The organism is Labrenzia sp. C1B70, from assembly GCF_000475395.1.
Lineage (GTDB): Bacteria > Pseudomonadota > Alphaproteobacteria > Rhizobiales > Stappiaceae > Roseibium > Roseibium algicola.
On the sequence record NZ_AXCE01000004.1, the window covers coordinates 387,876 to 405,639 of the forward strand.

A 17,764-nucleotide genomic window follows, 5' to 3' on the forward strand; every position below is an offset into this window, starting at 1 on the left:
AAGTATCAGGGGCGAAAAAGAGAGTTGGAAGACGGGTTCGCCTAGTTCGGGATGGAGCCCGTGATGAGCCTTTCAACTTCGGCCCGTTGGTCTGCCGTGTAAATAGCGCCCGGCGTCATCTTGAAGCCGGGGCTGAGGCTCAGGCGCGTGACAAACGACTCGACCGCGACGTCGGCCACCTCCCGGGCGGGTTCCGCTCCGCTTGGCAGACCGTCCGCGACGGGGGCTTTGGAGGAAAGGGTGGTTGCGGCCAGGGCATGCAGAACCTCGGGCGCATCAATCAGGGGCAAGGCTTTCAGCATGAAGACGAGACTGTCCGGCTCGGCCTCGGGGATTTGCCTCAGGAGGCTGGTTCGCGCTTCATCGTCCCCCAAGGCCGAAAGCGCCAGCCGGGCTGCCAGGGCTGCGGAGACCGTGGGCTCCTGTGGTTGTGCCTTGACCAGCCGCGTGCCGGAAAGGTGAGCTTCAAGCGCGTCTTCCGCTCCGGGTGCCAGTGCCCCCAGCAGCAACACGCCGCCTTCCGCGTCCGGCGCTTCCAGCGCGGCTGTTACTTCGGTCTGAAGCTGCTCGGCGACGGGGCCTGACGGTGGGCCATTGGCCAGCACGACTTTCAGCGCTGCGGCGCTGGCGCGCGCGCGCAGGTCCGGGTCGGCATCACCGATGTAGGGCAAGACGGGCGCCAGGGCGTCGGCACCACCAACTGCTGACAGCAGATCCACCAGGGCCGATTTTTCACCGGTGGTCTTCGCCGCGGCCAGGCGCGCGGCCAGGGGAGCGACGGCAGCCGGGCCTGCCTCCACCACAGCCTCCGGCGAGCCTCCGGCCAGCGCGGTATCGATCTCTGCCTCAAGGTTCATGTCGTCTGCCATAGTGCTTCCTGCAAGCCAGGTGAACAGAAACGCCCCTGCGATGCATCCGGCCAGGTTGCGGTGTCGAACCATCATGTGCCCGACGGATTGATGATGTTGGCCTGGGCGCGCGAAATCAGCTGCCCCGTCCGCACCGCGCCACTGGCGATCAGGTGTGTTGCGGTTCCGCTGTGCGGGCCGATGCCGCGCAGGTGAATGGTCTCGTGTGCCAGGGTTTCGGCATGGGTCGAGCCGGTGATCGTATCTTGCATCAGGCAGTTCTTCTCGGCGGCCAGAGTTCCGGCCCGGGTGTTGTTGACCGCAGGCGTCGCATCCTGCTCATACTGCCACACGAAGAAGACATTGAAATCCGCGGCAGCATCGGCAAAGGCCGTGACATCGTCCCATTCATGTTCGGCGGCCGCAACGCCCGCCAGGTGGCTGGAAAACCGTACCGTGGCGCCCAGGTTCTGTGGAACCGTTATCGTGCGTGCGCTCTTTCTGTACATCCGCACGTTGGCCTGGGTGTCCAGCAGCCGGTTGACGCCCCGTATCAGGGCGTTGAGGTCGCCCATGTTGCGGTTGGTCTTGTGGCCGGCGTTGTCCTTCACATAGTGAAACGCCGTGTTGATCTTGACCTCGGTCTTGACCGAGATTTCCAGAATGTCGCTGTTGGGAACAGGCCCCGCAAACCCGGCGTTCGGCACAAAGCGGACAAACCCCTTGCCGGCCTTGAGGCCCTTGAGCGTCAGATGATGTTCGGCGCCGACACGGCGATAGGTGACCCTGGCAATGTCGTTGGGGGTCAGTTCGGGAATAAGGGCACCTGCCCCCCGCACCACAATCGTGCGCTCCCACCCCCTCGGTACCATTTGCCACTTGGGCGAGGCCGTGGCGTCAAAGCCGAACATGGCGATACGAGGTGCGAAGGTAATTGGCATACGTCAGGTTCCAGATCGACTGTCGCGCCATGAATGCCTTCCGCAGGCACATCTTTCTTTTGCTTTGAAACGCACAAGAAATGGCGCGTCACAGGGCTTTGTATGACAAGTAACTGCTCTGGATAGTGAGCCGATGTGTGCGGCAATGCAAGAATTAACGTAAGGGAAGATGGGGAAATTTTATTGTTTGGTTCCAGTGAAACGGTAAGCCGAGGGGCCTTTGCCGACTGGCAGATTTTGGGGGAGGGAGCGGACGGTCGGCTCTTGGAAAATCGATTACCTAAGCCGACATCCGTTAGGTCAATTTCTGCGGTAGCTATCGGCCCAAAGCGGTCATTCACGTGCCCGCCAGCCAATGGTCGCTATGCGTCCCCATTTCGGTCGTTCAGCAGTTTGAACTCGGCTCCCGAAAGCCGACACTCGTTCATGGCGTCGTGAAGTGAAAATAGTCGCGTGCTGCTATTTCAGTTTTATGCAGCGCTGGGATGCGAAACACGGTTTAGTTTCAAACAGTGTCCATGATGACAAAGTCCGTGCCGGACCGACGATCAGGATGCAAAGACACGTCTGTGATGATCAGAACCATTCCCGGATGAAGACGTTTCTTCATCTCGAGCAGGAAGGCGTCGTCGGCACTGACGCGGTTAATAATGTTCTCTTCCTTGTTGTGCGGATAGGCTGGATCCTCGTGATGGCTGACGCCTTGCCACATCATGCCACGTGTCCCTTCGTGGGCCTGGTTTAGCACAAGCACATGCTCACCCAGGGTTTCTGGGCCATCGATGATCAGTTGCCCTTTCGCGAGTTCGTCGCCGTTTTCAAGCAGCAGGATCTGACGGTCTTGGGAAGAGGCAATTAACGTAGTGATCGGCTGCCCTCCTGCGTCCGGCCAATCAGAGGGGTGAGATTTTCCATTTAGGCTCGCCACGACTTCTTCAAATTCGTTTTCAGCATACCCGCTCAAGACCATGCCGGGATGTGTCAGCTCCCAGGGATCGGAATGAGAACCAGCAATAATCACCGGGGTACCGATGTGCGTGATCCCAAAAAGCCGGCGTGAAAACTCCAAGGGTAACCGTACACAGCCATGCGATGCCGGATAGCCGGGCAAGTTTCCGGCGTGAAGAGCAATACCGCTCCAGGTCAGCCGGTTCATGTTCGGCATGGGAGCATTGTTGTAGGTCGAGGACCTGTGATCCGCGTCCTTCTGAAGAATGCTGAACACACCGGTCGGTGTGCCGTGGCCGGGCTTTCCGGTCGAGCAAGTCGATACTGCTATCCTGATCCCGTTCCGATAGACATGTACGAGTTGCTGGGGCAAGGACACCACAATGGCAACAGGGCCTTCCGGCTCGCGCTCCGGTGTCCAGGTGAATTGTCCCGGGAGGAGTTCGGAAACCTCCTTGTAAACCAGCTGAGCGTTGCTTGAGAACGAAAACGCTGCAAGCCCCACACCTGTGCCGCACAGCAACAGTGTACGTCTCGAAATCTTCATGCGTCCCTCCCGTACTTCACGCCGCCCCGCGTCACTCATTGATATCAGGCTTCCGGTCTCCCGGGGCTGTTTCCTTATGAATATTCCGCAATAGCCAGAGACCGTAGAAGAAACCCGGCAGGACCATACCCAAGGGGAGCAGCACTTGGGCAAGCATGCCCGGAGGTGTTGCGACAGCTGCTTCGGCAAAGTCGGGAGACGGATGGACTTTCGCTCCAACAACAACCAAGAACGTCGCCCAGTCCCATAATGCGTGGAAGATGATGGCGGCCCAGAGCGAACCGGTCCGCAGCAGGATCGCGATCAGCAGCAGCCCGGAAGCGCCGGCGGTGATGGCCTGGAGAAACGCCGCACCAAAATCACCAGTACCAAATCCGTTGAGGATGTGGACGGAGCCGAAAGCGACAGTGGTCACAAGGATCGCCGACCAGATGCCAAGACGGCCGTGCAGGGCCCGGAACAAGATGCCGCGAAACATCGTTTCTTCTGAAAAGCCGACCAGAAGCGTGTTGATGCCAAGAAGGACCATGACGCTCGAGGATGGCAATCCTGACAATACGGCCAAGGCCAAAAGCAACAGAAGCAGGAAACCGGGAAACAAAAGCAGTTTAAGGGTGCCTGGATCCGGCGCACGGAAGCGGAGATCTGTCCAGTGTTGCCAAAGAACAACGGCGACCAACAAGAGACAGGCGAACAGGATCGGCCAGCTGATACCGGTCGTCACGAGCTCGTCGAGAGCGGTTTCAGGCGGATAGAACACCTTCGTGCCGAAAACGTTTATGATCGTCCAGGCAACCAGTGTCGCCAAAGAGACTGCTAAGCGGCTGCTTGACCCGGCCATGTGCTAGTCCAATTGCTTAAGCAAGGTTTTGACCGAGGCTTCCAGCTGAGGGTCTCGTCCCTCTGCGATCAGGTTCGGATCGTTGTGAACGAGAACGTCGGGAACGATCTCCGTGTTTTCGAACCATGTGCCGTCAAGCAACTGGAACCCCATTTCGGGAACCCTGTAGCGCATGCCGGTTTGCAGTTGGGGTACATCGCTCACCGCGGTTCCGGTTCCCGGTGTGCGGTCGCCGACAATCCGGCCGATACTCTTCTTCTGGTAGAGCATGGGGAAGACGGAGGCATCGGAATAGCTTCCTGCATTTTGTAGAAGAATGCTTGGCTTGGTCCAGCGGCCCACTGGCAGACGCGTCACGATGTGGCCGTCCCGGGCGCGATTAAAGGCATCTGTGGAGCCCGTAAGCATGATGACCAGCTCATCATGCAGGTTGCCGCCGCCATTGTTGCGGATATCCACGACCACGGCCTCTGCATCTTGATGCAGGCCAAACAGGTCTCCGTAGGCGGTACGGTATGGATCGGTCTTCATCGCCGAAAGGTGAATATAACCCAGGCGTCCCTCGGAGAGCTCTGTGACGATGGCCCTGCGCTTTTCCACCCACCGTTGGTAGGCGAGAGTGATTTCCTGCGCGGTGCTGATAGGCGTAATGATTGTGTCAACCGGATCGCCACCGCCGGAAGGAATGACGCTCAGGCGAACTTCCTGTCCCGCCATGCGGTTGAGCAGTCGGTCAATCCCGATATCCGGCCCGATCTGTGTGTCGTTGACGGCAAGGATGACCGCACCGGGCAGCAAGGGGCTATCCTTGCGGTCCGCGGGACCGCCGGCAATGACGTCCGTGATCTTCATCCCCTTACCCGTGTGATCTGGGTCGTAATAGAGGCCAAGAACGCCTGTGGCATCGGCGAGAGGATCCGCTTCATGGTAGCTCGGGTTCTGGTGAGACGCATTCAGCTCTCCGTCCATCTCTCCGAGGAGCTCTGCCAGATCTTCCCAGTAGAAGATGTGAGGCGCGAAGCGCAGGTAATGATCGCGAACGCCGGCCCAATCGACCCCTTGCATGTCTTCGCGATAGAAGGTTTCGGCCGTTGCACGCCAGTTGGATCGGATAATGTAATCGACCTCGTCACGAACGCTGCGATTGATCTCGGCCTGATAGGCGATGGCCTGTGCCTGACCCGTGGCAACTTCATAGCGTGTGATTTTTCCGGGCGAGAGGACAAAGAGTGCCTTGCCCTCCGGATCACTCTCGGCGCCCAGCAACGAGGCTCCGGGAAGATTAAAGATTTGTCGCTCCGCTCCGCTTGTCAGGTCTATAGCGCTGGCTTGAACCATGCCGGTGTTTGTGACCGACACAGAGAGGAAGGACGTGTTCCCGGCGAGAAGCCGATACAGGATATAACTTCCGGAGCGCGGTGTCAGGCGGGTGACCCGCCTGCGGAAACCCTCTGGTTCAACAACGAGCTCGGCGTTTTCCGCTTCTGTTTGCTCTGCGGTTTCTTGGGTCAATGCTCGCGCCCGCTCGGCAGCGGTCGTCTGTGCCTTTTCCCAGGCATCGCGGTTCAGATACGCCGCGATAACGTCTACTTGCTCGGGCTTGCCTTCAGTCGAGCGAAGGCCATAGCGGTCAGATTGCCAGAGAACTGCCGTGCCGTCCTGACTGAAAGTTGGTTTTAGGTCGACGAAGCCATTCCGGCTGACATTGTGGCGAACAGAACCATCAGTCGAGACCAGTGCGATCTCGGAGGAGCTGAAGTAACCTGTCCGGATGAGCAGCCATTCACCGTCCGGGCTCCATTCGTAATTGAGATCGCCATCGGTATAGGAGTAGGTCTGGTCTCCAGGGAGGGCCTGAACGGATGTGCCGGCTTCAAGGTCATGAACTCTTAGCTCAGCGCGGTTTCGAAGATAGGCCAAGTGTGTTCCGTCAGGTGCGTATCGCGGTCTGAAGAGATCAGCATCCTCATCAATAAGGAGTTTTTCCTCCAGAGCGACCGGGGCGGAAAAGTCATCGCCACTGCCGTCAGGAATGACGGTCTCGTAGATATCCCAATCACCGCTGCGTTCGCTTGCGTATGCCAGGCGCCGTCCGTCCGAGGAGAAGGCCAGATCCCGCTCTTGCGCGGTCGTGTCGGTGAGGCGCCGCGTCACCTTGCTATTCCATCCGGTCACGAAGACCTCGCCGCGGGCAATAAAGGCGATATGCTTGCCCCCTGGCGCGACCGCAACCTCGGAGACTTCGGCAGTGACCTGTCGGGTCGCGTTTGTGTTGATCAGGCTGCCCTGACCAAGCGTTACACCCAGCCGGACTGGCTCCGAGGCGTCAGGATCGAGGCGCCATAATCCACCATCCCAAGCATAGGCGAGCGTGCCGTCATTGGCGGAGGACAGAAAGCGGACAGGCCAACGAGCATGATGGGTCACCTGAACAGGGGCACCCGATGCCAGCTCCTGCTTCCAGACGTTGAAATTTCCACCCCTTTCGCTGAGCCAGTAAGCGGTTTTACCGTCGTTGCTCCAGCTTGGGTTTCGGTCCTCGCCTCTGTAATCGGTCAGTTGTTCATGAAGACCGCTGTCCGGATCATAGCGCCAGATGTCCCGTGTGGCGTCGGAGACGTGGTGCTTGCGCCACTGGTTCTCGACGATTGTAGGACTGTCCTCATAGAGCATCTGGCCGTGTGGACCATAGTCGATGTTGAAGGCAGTCGTCGGCAGCAGTGGTCTGGTTCGGCCGCCTGTCGCGGAGACGCGGTAGGGCCTCTCGTAGAGTCCCGCCAGACCATAGACCGCATTCGTGGCGTCAGCCTTCGGATCGCCCAGACGGGCGGACGTGAAGACCACATCCGTGCCGTCTGGTGTGAAGCTCATCGGAAGGTCGTTTGCCGAATGATAGGTCAGACGGGTAATCGCTCCGCCCGATGCGGGCATCACGAACACATCATTCTGACCATGCCGGTCCGCCGCGAAGGCGATCGATTGACCATCCGGGGACCACACCGGATGGGTTGCGTGCCACGGCCCACCGGTCAACGATCGGGCTGCGCCGCCGTCGCTGCTTACGGTCCAGATCTGACCCGCATAGGAAAACGCAATCTGCTGTCCATCCGGTGAAATCGCAGGATAGCGCAGCCATTCGACCTCTGGAGGCGCCGCATCGGCAGCGAAGGACGGAGCAAGGAAAAGCAAAAACGCAACAGTGAGCGGAACGGGCGATCCAGCGGGCATATTCAGTTTCTCCTGCTGCGGATTTCTTGTCTGGTGTCTGGCGACTAGCCAGCGACGTCGTTTCAGGCCCTGCACCGCCGATGCGACGGCGGTGCAGGCAGACTTGACAGTGTCTCGCAGCCCAGTGCGTACAGTTTCAGCACAAACAGGCTTTAGAACAGGACGTACCCACCTTCGCCGTCATTGAGCGTGAAGGACATGGTCAGACCGTTGCCAGACCGGTTTCTCGCCAGAACGGCGGTGCCGGCGGCACCGTTCGTGCAATGAACCGCCGCCGCTTCGCTCTTCACGGTTCCGGGAACATGCTTGATCAGGGCAGTACACAAGAGCGAGCCCTGCGTCGACTGGAAGGCAAGAGCGTAAGCTCCTTCCCTGTGCCCCGTGATCGTACCGCGCAGGGCGTCGCCGCCATAAAAGGTTCCGGTTCCGGACAGGTTCACGTTCTGCGAGGTCCGGTCCGGTCCGTGAGTCGCCGCCGGGGAGTTTTCCCGCATGTAGCTTTCAACAGCGCTGTGGGCGCGGTTGAGCTGCCCGCGTGCGCAGGAGGCCCCGGCGGTGATCCGCCGCCCGACAGGATTGAAAAGCACCGTGCATCCGCTTCGGAAGCGCACCTCAATCTCCCCGCTCCCGCGGACATGCAGTTCCGGAATGTCGTCCTGCGGCTGGGGGGCAGCGACCGGCGTTCCTGCCTCCCGGAGAAAGCGGCCGGATACCCAACCCGAGGTTCTTCCGTCGGGCGTTTCCACGTGACACCAGCGGCTGTTGCCGCTGCCCTGGCAACCGAGATTTCTAAACTTGAAACCGTTCGGAGCGGTGGCAACGATCGGGTTCCGGGCACCCGGGCCACTTCGCACATTCAGATGGTCGTTGGCCGCAACGCCCGTGACCTGCCAATAGTCAGGCCCCATTTGGGCGAGGGCATGAGGTGCATTTATGATTGCCAGAACTGGCAATAGGCAGACCAGGGCTAACGTCATTTTCAAACGTTTGGAAAAAAAAGAAAAAGGCTCTCCGGCGGTTTGCTTACTCAATATCAGGCCCTCCGTAACGAACAAATGCAATGTGGTGCGGTATCAGGAATATTAGATCATATGTATATTCACTTATAAATGTCACGGGGATGAATTTGTCTACTCTTGCGTGTTTCAGGATCGCATAGGCTGCGCGTTTTCCGGCCATGAGGATGTTACGAAGCCCGATCTATTCACCCAGCAGGCTAGTGGTTTGATGTCCACCGAGGAGTATTCCAGTTGAGGCAGGTATTTTGCGTTTCTGCTTTGTTTTTCGTCGTGTTTCCGTTGAGTGCCCTGGCTCAAGGAACAGCCACATATGACTGCACAAAGGCAGAGAACTCTGCGGAAAAACTCATTTGCAACGATCTGGAACTCGGCCTGCTTAATCAACGCCTAGCGAAGAGGTTCAGCGCGGCACTTGCAGTCGCCCGGTCGCAGGATGAGGAAGGCACAGAAGCTGAAAACTTTCTGCGCGCCACGCAAAGAGGCTGGATTTCGGGTCGCGATGAATGTTGGAAAGAGCCGGATCTCGAAGCCTGCGTGCACCAGTCCTATTTGCACCGGGAAGCGGAGCTGGTTGCAAGATATCTGCTTCAAGAGCCTGTCAGTGTGCAAACCTATTTCTGCGAAGGATCTCGTGCAGATGAGTTCGTCGCCTATCTGTTCGACACGGAACTGACCGCAATCCGCCTTGAACGAGGGGATACGGTTGCCTCCGGTGCGTTACTGTCACACGACAAGCCCCAGGAATTCTATTTGGCGAATGCGGGGAACGTCTCTTTCACGGGGGGCCAGGCTATCTTTCCGGACCCTTATGGCGCCGAAAAATCCTGTCAGCTAGCAAAGTGAAGAGCCAAGCCCGTGGAGATGACGATCTTTCGTATCTTGTCACTGATCTGTTGCCTTGCCTGCCTCGGGCTGGCTGGTTTGATTTCTGGAAGCCTGTATCTTGCCCCCGCGTCCAACACGATGACCATAGCCGTCTCGCTGACGGTCAGCTTGATCTTCGCGCTCGGGGCGGCGTGGTTGTTTGGGATCTACCGACATGTGGAACGGGCCGGGGCACTTCTTGACCTCTCAGTCGATTCGACAAGTGATCCCTTCCGACCATGGTTGACTTCGTTGCGCGCCTACCTGAGTTGGGCCTTCCTGGGTTTGAGCCTTTTTCTGGCGGCGCTTCTGGTAGGCGTCCTTGGCAGGATTGCAGGCGGGGATGCCGTTTTCGGTTAGGGCCGGATCCGGGTTCCGGAACCTGTTCAAGTCCAACAGCGGACGCAGGAATAGCAACAGACCGCCGCTCACTGAGAATTTTATCTTTTTGAAGAATTTGGCCTTGAGTCGGTGGGATCTTTTCTCACTGTGGCCCAGAACCGTCCATCAGCCTCTTGAGGCTTGAAGGCCAGAATGTCCGCTTCGTTCGGGCGGTAAGCCGAAACCCGCCAGTCCGCTCCCGGCCTCGGTCCGGTTGTTCCGACCGCAGCGAACGTCCGCTCCCCGCCCTCTATGAACCTTCTTGCGTAGCGCAACGAACGCCGGCTTTGCAGATCGGACCGAAAAACCCGTTATAGTCCGCCTTGGCGACGCAAAGCAGCCCTTCCCGCCTCCTACCGCCCCAGAAACCGGAACGGTTCTGCTTCCTGGAAGTGCGCGTTGGCCATGCCGGAGTAGATGTTGGTCTGGTTGGGGCCGAGGTCGAGTTTCATGACCTTGCCGGTTTCCAGCGAAAAGTCGGCCTGGCTGAAATCGATCCAGAAGATGTTCGGGGTCACCACGGATTCGAAGAAATAGAGCTTGCGCTTCTGGTCGGCGACGGTGCGCCAGCGGGTGGAGGAGATGTTCGGCTGGTCGGGCGTGGTGATGCCGAGCGGCACGGAGACATTGCGGATGACGCCGAAGACGCTGGCAATCGTCTCGACCGGGCTTTCGGTTCTCGGGATGGCGTCGACATAGAACGATGCGCGGGCAAAGCGGTCCGCCGCACGGTTGGTGCCCGGCAGCATGACGGTGCCGCCGATTTCCTTCCAGTACTGGTTCAGGGCCAGCTGCTCTTCGAAGGTCGGCGAGTTGGTCATCACCTGGTAGGCGCAGCTGTGGTGGATCACCTGCTTGCCGCCGATATATTCCACGATGGCGCTGTCGCCACTTGCATCCGACAGGGACAGGTGCAGGGTGGCGAGGCGTTCTTCGCCTGGAACATTGTCGCTGAAGAGCGTGAAGGGTTCGGCCTCCAGCGCGCGGACGGCCTCTTCAACGGTCGCGAAATTGTCGAGCACATATTGCGCCCAGGCGGCGATCGTCAGGCCGGGTTTGGAGCTGTCGTAGTCTGGATACTCGGATTCCACCAGCCACAGCACATTGGCGACAAGCCCGGCTTCGTTCATGCCGTCGGTCGTTGAAATGTCGTAACCGGAGGCAATCACGCTGCCGTATTTCGAGGTCCATTCCAGGGAGTTTTCACCGGCCTCGCCATTGCGCTTCATGCCGCGCGGGAACAGCCAGAGGTTCGTGCCGACATCGGTTTTCCAGTCCATCGAGCGGGCGGTGATCACCTGCTCGCTGGCACCGAGATAGACCACCCGGGTGCAGGCATCAGCAAGGCGTGGCGCCAGCAGGCCAAACGAGGCGATGGCCAATGCGCAGGCTGCCGTTACCGTGGTCTTGCCGATCTTCATGCGCCGTCTCCTTGCGTTTGCCGATGGGGTGCCGAGTCGCCCCCGGCACAACTGGTGATATAGGGACGGCCAGGTGTGACGCTGTCAAGACAGGCCGGCGATTGTGTGCCGGTTCGAGCGGCAAACGGAAATGGGCCCGCAGTGTTGCCACTGCGGGCCCCGGACACGGAGCATGGGCGAGTTGGGTGAAACCCGTCCGGTCAAAGTGTCCGGAACAGGTTGACCGTGAAAAAGGCAAGCCCGGCGGTGACCGCGATCGCACCAACCGCGATGACGGGTTCCATCGCCGTATGGCCAAGCGCATAGGCGGCCAGCGCCGCCATCATCACCGGCAGACCAAGCGCATGAAGCCAGAAGTGCAGGCGGGCAAACCTGTTGTCCGCCATGGCCGGGATTACCGTGTAGAGGAGCCCGGTCAGGGCCAGGGTTGCCCAGCCGAGAAGGTTGGCGTGCACATGAACCGGCGAGAGCGCGTGGTCATGGCTTGCCGCCATGACGATGCCGAGCACCAGTCCGATCAGCATCCAGAGAGCGGCAAGCCGGAACAGCCAGGCGGCCAGGGATGGGATGCGGGTGGTCAAGTCTTTCGTCCTTTCGAGGAAGGCTGTGCCTTTGGGCACAAGCGGGGTGATGAAACCGGTGCGGACCGGCGGTAGAACGTGAGGGAGGAAGAAAGCCCGGGCAGGGCTTTCCTGAGGTGTCGAGGCTGGGGAGGTGCCGTCAGACCTGCCAGGCGAGGCGCAACCGCTCGCGGATATCGCCGAGCCTTTCTGCCGGCTCGTTGGCAAAGACGAAACGCAGGTAGCGTCCGGCGACGTCCTCGCTGCCCCAGCCGGTCATCGGTGTTGCCGCGATCCGCCCCTTTTCGAACAGCAACCGGGAGGCTTCCACCGGGGAGTAGCCGAGCTCGGCGGTGTCGATCAGCAGAGACCAGCCGCCATCCGGGCGCACGACGGGCAGGTCCGACAGTGCCTGCAGGATGATGTCCCGGCGGGCTTTCCAGGTTGCCGTTGCAGCGGCGATGCCGTCGTCTTTCGCGGTGATGGCGGCCGCGGCGCCCGGCATTGCGATGCCGACCTGGCAGACGACGTTGGTGAGGCTGACAAGGCCGATGTCCGCCATGATCGGGGCTGGGCCGACCGTCCAGCCGACACGCCAGCCGATCATCCGGTATTCCTTGGAAACGCAGCCCACCGTTATCGTACGCTCCGCCATGCCATCCCGGCTGGCCGGGTGGAGCACTGCGCTGCCGGTGTAGAGAATCCGCTCCATGGCGGCGTCGTGCAGCAGGAAGGCGCCGGTGTGCATCACGACTTCCGCAATGGCGTTCCATTCCTCGGCCGTGTGGAGGATGCCAGTCGGCATGGACGGGCTCATGGTCAAAACGGCCCGGGTTCTGGCGCTGGCTGCGCGGCGCAGTTCTTCCAGATCAAGACGCCAGCCGCCGTCGACCACCCTTAGCGGAACCAGCTTCGGAACGCCGCCGGCCAGGCGGATGCGGTTGAGCAGGCCCGCGTAGGCGGGATCGGTGATGATGACCTCGTCGCCCGGCTCCAGAATTGCCAGCAGGGCATTGAGGATGCCGGACAGGCCGCCCGCCGAAATGACGCATTGGGTATTCCAGTCGTAAGGCTGGCCGGTGGTGGCCGATATCCGGCTGGTTGCGGCCCTGCGGATGTCATTCGTGCCCAGGAACGGCAGATAGCTGTTGGCGTCATCCCGGCCGATGGCAGCCAGCGTTGCTTCCAGCGCCTCCTCTGGCGGGCGAAGGTCCGTATCCAGGTTCTCCAGCCGAAGCATGTCGGAATTTCCGACGTCATCGGCGGCCTGTCCCATCTTGTCCACGCCAATTCCCGGAATGTCCTTCAATCGCGAGACGGTCATCTGCAATATCCTTTTTTGTATCCAAATTTAAAAACTGGATACATATTTGCCGGATTGCAGTCAAGTCGCTGATTGTCTACGAAGGCGGAAGGACCCAGCCGGACGGACAGATGACAGAGCGGACAAGCGCAAAAAGAACCGGAGATCAGGCCATTCGGGTGGCTGATGCCCTGCGGGAAAAGATCGTCTCGGGCGAGCTGAAACCGGGCGAGGCGCTGCGTCAGGAACGGCTGGCGGTATTGTTCGAGACCAGCCGGATGCCTGTTCGCGATGCGCTGCGCCTGCTGGAGGCCGAAGGACTGGTGCAGATGCCGCCGAACAAGGGCGCCATCGTTGCCCCGCTTGATCCGGAGGAATTCAGGGAAGTTTTTGAAATGCGGGCGGCGCTGGAGACACTGGCCTTGCGCCTTGCCATTCCGGAGCTGACCAACAGCCAGATCGACCGGGCCGCAGCCATTCAGGACAAGGCCGAGGCGTCGGACCTGGAAAACTTCGGAGCCTTGAACAAGGCGTTTCATTTCGCGCTGTATGAACCCTGCGCAAGGCCGCGGCTGCTGGCACAGATAGCCGCGCTCAATGAGGCCGGCGACCGGTACTTGAGGCTTGCGGCGGCGCAGCTCGACTACACCCGGCGCTCTCATCAGGAACACCGGGACCTGCTTGAAGCCTGCAGCCGCAGGGACGGCGCGGAAGCCTGCGACATCCTGAGGCGACATATCGAGGCTGCCGGAGAGGCGCTGGTCGAGCGCCTGTCTGCAAGATTGCCCGCGCCGTGAAGGTGATCAGATACGGCAGGTGTCGTCTGTCTCCCGCTGGCGAGGAAACGAATGTCTCGAAAAATCTACCGGATTGAAGCGGCAGCCGAGGCCGATGCGGAAAGGCTTGCCGACATTCGCGTCGAGGCAATGCGGCCGAGCCTCGAAGCCGTCGGGCGGTTTGACCCTCTCCGGGCCAGGGACCGATTCCTGGGCAGCTTTGTTGCCACAGACACAAGGATCATCCTGGTGGAAGAAGACATTGCCGGCTTTTTTGTCGTGCGCAGGCGCGTCGACCATTTCTATCTCGACCATCTCTATGTCAGCCCGGCCTATCAGGGGCTTGGGCTTGGCCGAGATAGCGTCGAGGGCCTGAAGGCTGAGGCAGAAGCGGCGGGACTGCCGATCCGGCTGATGGCCCTCAACGGTAGTCCCGCCAATGATTTTTACCTCGCTTGCGGGTTCCGGTTCGTCTCGCAGGACGCATTGGACACCGTCTACGTCTGGATGCCCGGCACTTGATCCCCGCCGGCCTGGCATCCGGACGTTGATGACAATCGGTCGGAGCTGCCGAAACGCTATTTTTTCAGGTCCACGACAACCTCTTCAAGCTCTCCCCGAAAATCGAATGGCGCCTGATAGTCGGTCGTGACCGCCGTTCCGGTGTCTGTTCCCACATCCTGGTTTTCCGACAGCGAGTATTTGAACGGAGTGGTCTGTGCGATCTGACCCGTGCCGACAGGGCTACCGTCGACGGAAAGGGTCAAGGTGCCGCTCTTGCCCATTTCTTCGCCGCCCTCATAGGTGAAGTCCATCTTCAGCTCGCGCTCGCCGGCCGGAACCGTGCCATCGCTTTCAACGGAATAGACGGCAACATCGATATAGTTGTGGGCCGCCTTCAGTTTGCCGTCCTTGAGATAAAACGCCCAGCCTCCGGTGTTCCCGCCCTGGGTGAAGATCATGCCGTTGGCGTTGTCCTCGATGTTGACGCGGGCGGTTACAGAAAAGGATTTGTTCTTCAGGTCTGGCGCCGAGGATTCCGGCAGTCCTGCAAGAACGCCCGCGTAGGTGAAGCTCGTACGATCGCCGGCAAGGTTCGGCTTGCCGGTTTCCTCCGCGCTGAAACGTTCAGCCCCGCGCCAGTCCAGCGGCAGAGCCTTGTTGGCGGAAGCTTCCGCCCACCAGAGGGCTTTCAGCTCTTCAAGCTTGTCCGGGTTGTCCGCAGCAATGTCTCGTGCCTGGCTGAAATCTTCATCGAGATTGTAAAGCTCCCATTTGGCCTTGAAGGGATCGAACGCGCCGCGCACAGGATCCCAGGGTTCAAACGCCAGGGAAGCGGCCCACCAGCCATCCTTGTAGATGCCCCGGTTCACGAACATCTCGAAATACTGGCTGGTTCGGACTTCTTCGGCCCCGGCATCGTCCAGCGTGCTCAGGAAGCTCTTGCCCTGGATCGGCGTCTGGGTTGTTCCGTTGACGCTGCGCGGCTCTGGAATGCCGGCCGCTTCGAGGATGGTCGGGGCAATGTCGATGACATGCAGGAACTGCGTCCGCGTTTCGCCTTGTCTGGAGAAGCGGGCAGGCCATTTCACGATCATCGGGTTACGTACGCCGCCCAGGTGGCTTGCTACCTGCTTCGTCCACTGGAAGGGCGCATCCACCGCCCAGGCCCAGCCGGCCGGGAAGTGGTTGAAATGAAGTTGCGTGCCGATCTCGTCCATCCGGCTCAGCATGTCGTCGGTGGTCATCAGATAGGCGTTGAAGAAGGCATTCTCGTTCAAGGTGCCGTCAAAGCCGCCTTCCGCGGACGCCCCGTTGTCGCCGACGATGTAGATGATCATCGTGTTTTCGGCATCCGGCAAAGTGGCCACATAGTCGAGTACGCGTCCGACTTCCTGGTCGACTTGCTGGCCGTAGGCGGCAAAGACCTCCATCATCCGCGTATAGAGCTTCTTCTGGTCGTCGTTCAGGCTGTCCCAGGCGGGCAGGCTGCCCGGGCGGGAGGTCAGCTCGGTGTTTTCGGGAATGATCCCCATGTCCTTCTGGCGCTGAAAGGTCTGCTCGCGATAGGCGTCCCAACCCATGTCGAACTTGCCCTTGAAGGTGTCGATCAGCTCCTTGGGGGCCTGGTGCGGGGCATGGGTTGCAGCCGGTGCCAGATAGGCGAACCAGGGTTTGCCTGGTTGAATGGCTTCCAGCGTCTTCAGCCAGTTGATCGTCTGGTCGGCGAGATCGGTGCTGAGGTAATAGTCGTCCCCTTCCGGCGTTCCGATCGGCGTCTGGTTCTCGAAAAGATAAGGACGGACCTGATTGGTGTCGCCAGCCATGAACCCGTAGAAATAGTCGAAGCCAAGGCCGTTCGGCCAACGGTCGAACGGGCCTGCCGCGCTTGTCTCGTAGATCGGCGTGTTGTGGTTCTTGCCGATCCAGGCTGTCGCATAGCCGTTCTGGCGCAGGATCTCGGCAACCGAGGCGGTGTCTTTCGGAATGATGCCGGTATAGCCATCATAGCCTGTGGCAAGCTCGGTGATGACACCGGTGCCGGCAACGTTGTGGTTTCGCCCGGTCAAAAGTGCTGCCCGGGTGGGGGAGCAGAGCGCCGTTGTGTGAAAGCGGGTGAAGGTCAGGCCTTCCTCGGCGAGCTTGTCCATCGCCGGTGACGGCACACCGCCGCCGGTGACAGTGAACTGCCCGAAACCGACATCATCCAGCAGGATCAGGAGCACATTGGGAGCGCCTTCGGGAGCTGAAACGGCTGCAGGAAACTCGGCCGGTGCTGCGTTCAGATAGGTCGTGCCCACATCACCGCGAAACTTCTGCTCCGCATAGGGAAGGGTAACCTGTCCATCCTCTGTTCCAATGGGGCCGTCGGCTGCCAGGGCGTTGCCGATTGCAAGACAACCTGCGGCCATCGCGGGAAGCATCAAGAAAGTTGAAAAAATGCCGGGTTTCTTCATCAGACCACTCCATGGGTTCAAGGCCGGTCAATGCAGTGAAATGGCGGGGTACGGACCGCTGCGTAGAGGTTTCGCGACAACGGGCGACCGCAAGGCAATAAGGAACGAAACGGAATGCAATTCCACTCTAGGAAGTATATCTGAAAACCGCACGCCTTTCAGGTGGAATTGGTAAATGCGGGCGACCCGGGCCAAGAGGCCGGCCGAATGGGCCGGCTATTGCCCGGTCCGGTGTTGTGATGTCAGCTCGTCGCCGGGCTGCGCAGCTTGTCCGCCACGAATTCTCCGAATGCCTGCGTTGCAGCCGAGGGATTTGGCGACGCATAAGCCAGCGTGACGCCGATGCCGGGAAGTGGCGGCAGGCCGGCCTCCACGATGTGGAGATCATGCGGCACCGCGGAGCGGGTCACCACACTGATGGCCTGGCCGGACCGGGCAATCGCCAACAGGCCCGCGAGGCCATTGCTGGCAAACGCGATGCGATAGGGCTTGCCTGCCTGATCCATGGCGGTGCGGGCGGCGCGATGGTCCAATGTGTCCGGCGCCGAAAGTGCAAGCGGCACAACATCCTTTTGCAGGACCTCCGGATCGGGACGATTGGCCACCCAGACAAAGCTTTCCGGCCTCAGGATGCGGGCGGAGGCGTCTTCGCCGGGAACGGAAATCAGGGCAAGATCGATCCGCCTGCGCTGCAGCTGAAGGTGCAATTCCGTTGTCGGAGCACAGACCACCTCGATCTCGACATCGCCATGCCGCGCGCCAAACCCTTTCAGAAGATCGGGAAAGAAGGCGGTCAGATAGTCTTCCGGGCAGCCGAAACTGATGAGGCCATGCAGGCCTGCCCCCGGCAGGGTGGTAAGTGCTTCGTCGTGGACGGCAAGAATGCGTTCCGCCTGGACCAGAAACCTGTCCCCTGCTGCCGTCAGTTCCACACCCCCGCGTGTGCGGCGCAGGATCTGCTGGCCGACAATCGCCTCCAGCCGGTTCATCTGCATGCTGACGGCGGATTGTGTCCGCCCCACTTGCCGCGCTGCGGTGCTGATCGAGCCGCTGCGGGCGACTTCCATGAAACTGCGCAGCAAGGCGATTTCCAGAACAGGCATGAGATATCAATCCAATTGAATATCATA

General features: G+C 60.1%; 15 protein-coding genes. 4 read left to right on the top strand and 11 right to left on the bottom strand.

Annotated elements, in window-relative coordinates:
• Positions 1-41 precede the first annotated feature (41 nt).
• The 6 genes from Q666_RS40085 to Q666_RS40105 all read right to left on the bottom strand — a co-directional run bounded on the left by Q666_RS40085 (position 42) and on the right by Q666_RS40105 (position 8,330).
• The gene (locus Q666_RS40085; protein ID WP_152533283.1) at positions 42-869 is read right to left on the bottom strand and encodes a hypothetical protein; all 828 of its coding nucleotides are present in this window, start codon (positions 867-869) and stop codon (positions 42-44) included.
• 71 nt (positions 870-940) lie between these two features.
• Positions 941-1,789 (bottom strand): hypothetical protein, encoded by an 849-nt coding sequence (locus tag Q666_RS40090; protein WP_139314088.1) that lies wholly within the window; start codon positions 1,787-1,789, stop codon positions 941-943.
• A gap of 505 nt (positions 1,790-2,294) precedes the next feature.
• On the bottom strand, positions 2,295-3,284 hold the full coding sequence (locus Q666_RS40095) for a L,D-transpeptidase (RefSeq protein WP_031270092.1): 990 nt from the start codon (positions 3,282-3,284) through the stop codon (positions 2,295-2,297).
• Positions 3,285-3,315: 31 nt separating this feature from the next.
• Entirely contained in the window at positions 3,316-4,125 is an 810-nt protein-coding gene (locus Q666_RS0132900) for a CPBP family intramembrane glutamic endopeptidase (protein ID WP_081713195.1), read from the bottom strand.
• 3 nt (positions 4,126-4,128) lie between these two features.
• Positions 4,129-7,353: a S41 family peptidase gene (locus Q666_RS40100; RefSeq protein ID WP_023002665.1), complete on the bottom strand. Its 3,225-nt coding sequence runs from the start codon at positions 7,351-7,353 to the stop codon at positions 4,129-4,131.
• A 152-nt stretch (positions 7,354-7,505) separates the two neighbouring features.
• The gene (locus Q666_RS40105; protein ID WP_081713196.1) at positions 7,506-8,330 is read right to left on the bottom strand and encodes an SH3 domain-containing protein; all 825 of its coding nucleotides are present in this window, start codon (positions 8,328-8,330) and stop codon (positions 7,506-7,508) included.
• Positions 8,331-8,906: 576 nt separating this feature from the next.
• Here Q666_RS40105 and Q666_RS66675 point away from each other — a divergent pair.
• On the top strand, positions 8,907-9,215 hold the full coding sequence (locus tag Q666_RS66675) for a hypothetical protein (protein ID WP_286133924.1): 309 nt from the start codon (positions 8,907-8,909) through the stop codon (positions 9,213-9,215).
• A 12-nt stretch (positions 9,216-9,227) separates the two neighbouring features.
• Positions 9,228-9,596: a hypothetical protein gene (locus Q666_RS0132905; protein ID WP_023002668.1), complete on the top strand. Its 369-nt coding sequence runs from the start codon at positions 9,228-9,230 to the stop codon at positions 9,594-9,596.
• Between the two features lie 374 nt (positions 9,597-9,970).
• On the opposite strand, the gene Q666_RS40115 is transcribed toward Q666_RS0132905, so the two are convergent.
• The 3 genes from Q666_RS40115 to Q666_RS40125 all read right to left on the bottom strand — a co-directional run bounded on the left by Q666_RS40115 (position 9,971) and on the right by Q666_RS40125 (position 12,922).
• Entirely contained in the window at positions 9,971-11,038 is a 1,068-nt protein-coding gene (locus tag Q666_RS40115; RefSeq protein WP_023002669.1) for a linear amide C-N hydrolase, read from the bottom strand.
• A gap of 200 nt (positions 11,039-11,238) precedes the next feature.
• Entirely contained in the window at positions 11,239-11,619 is a 381-nt protein-coding gene (locus tag Q666_RS40120; RefSeq protein ID WP_200863801.1) for a hypothetical protein, read from the bottom strand.
• Positions 11,620-11,758: 139 nt separating this feature from the next.
• Positions 11,759-12,922 carry a pyridoxal phosphate-dependent aminotransferase gene (locus Q666_RS40125; RefSeq protein WP_023002671.1) on the bottom strand — a complete coding sequence of 388 codons (1,164 nt, stop codon included), beginning with the start codon at positions 12,920-12,922 and terminating at the stop codon, positions 11,759-11,761.
• 110 nt (positions 12,923-13,032) lie between these two features.
• Here Q666_RS40125 and Q666_RS40130 point away from each other — a divergent pair, with 110 nt between their 5' ends.
• Entirely contained in the window at positions 13,033-13,698 is a 666-nt protein-coding gene (locus Q666_RS40130; RefSeq protein ID WP_023014467.1) for a GntR family transcriptional regulator, read from the top strand.
• Positions 13,699-13,749: 51 nt separating this feature from the next.
• Positions 13,750-14,199: a GNAT family N-acetyltransferase gene (locus tag Q666_RS40135; protein WP_023002673.1), complete on the top strand. Its 450-nt coding sequence runs from the start codon at positions 13,750-13,752 to the stop codon at positions 14,197-14,199.
• A 56-nt stretch (positions 14,200-14,255) separates the two neighbouring features.
• Here Q666_RS40135 and Q666_RS40140 read toward each other — a convergent pair whose 3' ends face one another.
• Both Q666_RS40140 and Q666_RS40145 read right to left on the bottom strand, forming a co-directional pair.
• Complete coding sequence (locus Q666_RS40140) at positions 14,256-16,634, bottom strand: arylsulfatase (protein ID WP_023002674.1); 2,379 nt, start codon at positions 16,632-16,634, stop codon at positions 14,256-14,258.
• A 242-nt stretch (positions 16,635-16,876) separates the two neighbouring features.
• Positions 16,877-17,737: a LysR family transcriptional regulator gene (locus Q666_RS40145; RefSeq protein ID WP_023002675.1), complete on the bottom strand. Its 861-nt coding sequence runs from the start codon at positions 17,735-17,737 to the stop codon at positions 16,877-16,879.
• Positions 17,738-17,764: the final 27 nt, after the last annotated feature.

Bases quoted from the DNA above. Each gene is read 5' to 3' on its own strand.
- Q666_RS40135 (WP_023002673.1), top strand. From the start codon at position 13,750: ATGTCTCGAAAAATCTACCGGATTGAAGCGGCAGCCGAGGCCGATGCG.
- Q666_RS40090 (WP_139314088.1), bottom strand. From the start codon at position 1,789: ATGCCAATTACCTTCGCACCTCGTATCGCCATGTTCGGCTTTGACGCC.
- Q666_RS40140 (WP_023002674.1), bottom strand. From the start codon at position 16,634: ATGAAGAAACCCGGCATTTTTTCAACTTTCTTGATGCTTCCCGCGATG.
- Q666_RS40115 (WP_023002669.1), bottom strand. From the start codon at position 11,038: ATGAAGATCGGCAAGACCACGGTAACGGCAGCCTGCGCATTGGCCATC.
- Q666_RS0132900 (WP_081713195.1), bottom strand. From the start codon at position 4,125: ATGGCCGGGTCAAGCAGCCGCTTAGCAGTCTCTTTGGCGACACTGGTT.
- Q666_RS40085 (WP_152533283.1), bottom strand. From the start codon at position 869: ATGGCAGACGACATGAACCTTGAGGCAGAGATCGATACCGCGCTGGCC.
- Q666_RS40130 (WP_023014467.1), top strand. From the start codon at position 13,033: ATGACAGAGCGGACAAGCGCAAAAAGAACCGGAGATCAGGCCATTCGG.
- Q666_RS40100 (WP_023002665.1), bottom strand. From the start codon at position 7,353: ATGCCCGCTGGATCGCCCGTTCCGCTCACTGTTGCGTTTTTGCTTTTC.
- Q666_RS40145 (WP_023002675.1), bottom strand. From the start codon at position 17,737: ATGCCTGTTCTGGAAATCGCCTTGCTGCGCAGTTTCATGGAAGTCGCC.
- Q666_RS40125 (WP_023002671.1), bottom strand. From the start codon at position 12,922: ATGACCGTCTCGCGATTGAAGGACATTCCGGGAATTGGCGTGGACAAG.
- Q666_RS40095 (WP_031270092.1), bottom strand. From the start codon at position 3,284: ATGAAGATTTCGAGACGTACACTGTTGCTGTGCGGCACAGGTGTGGGG.
- Q666_RS40105 (WP_081713196.1), bottom strand. From the start codon at position 8,330: ATGACGTTAGCCCTGGTCTGCCTATTGCCAGTTCTGGCAATCATAAAT.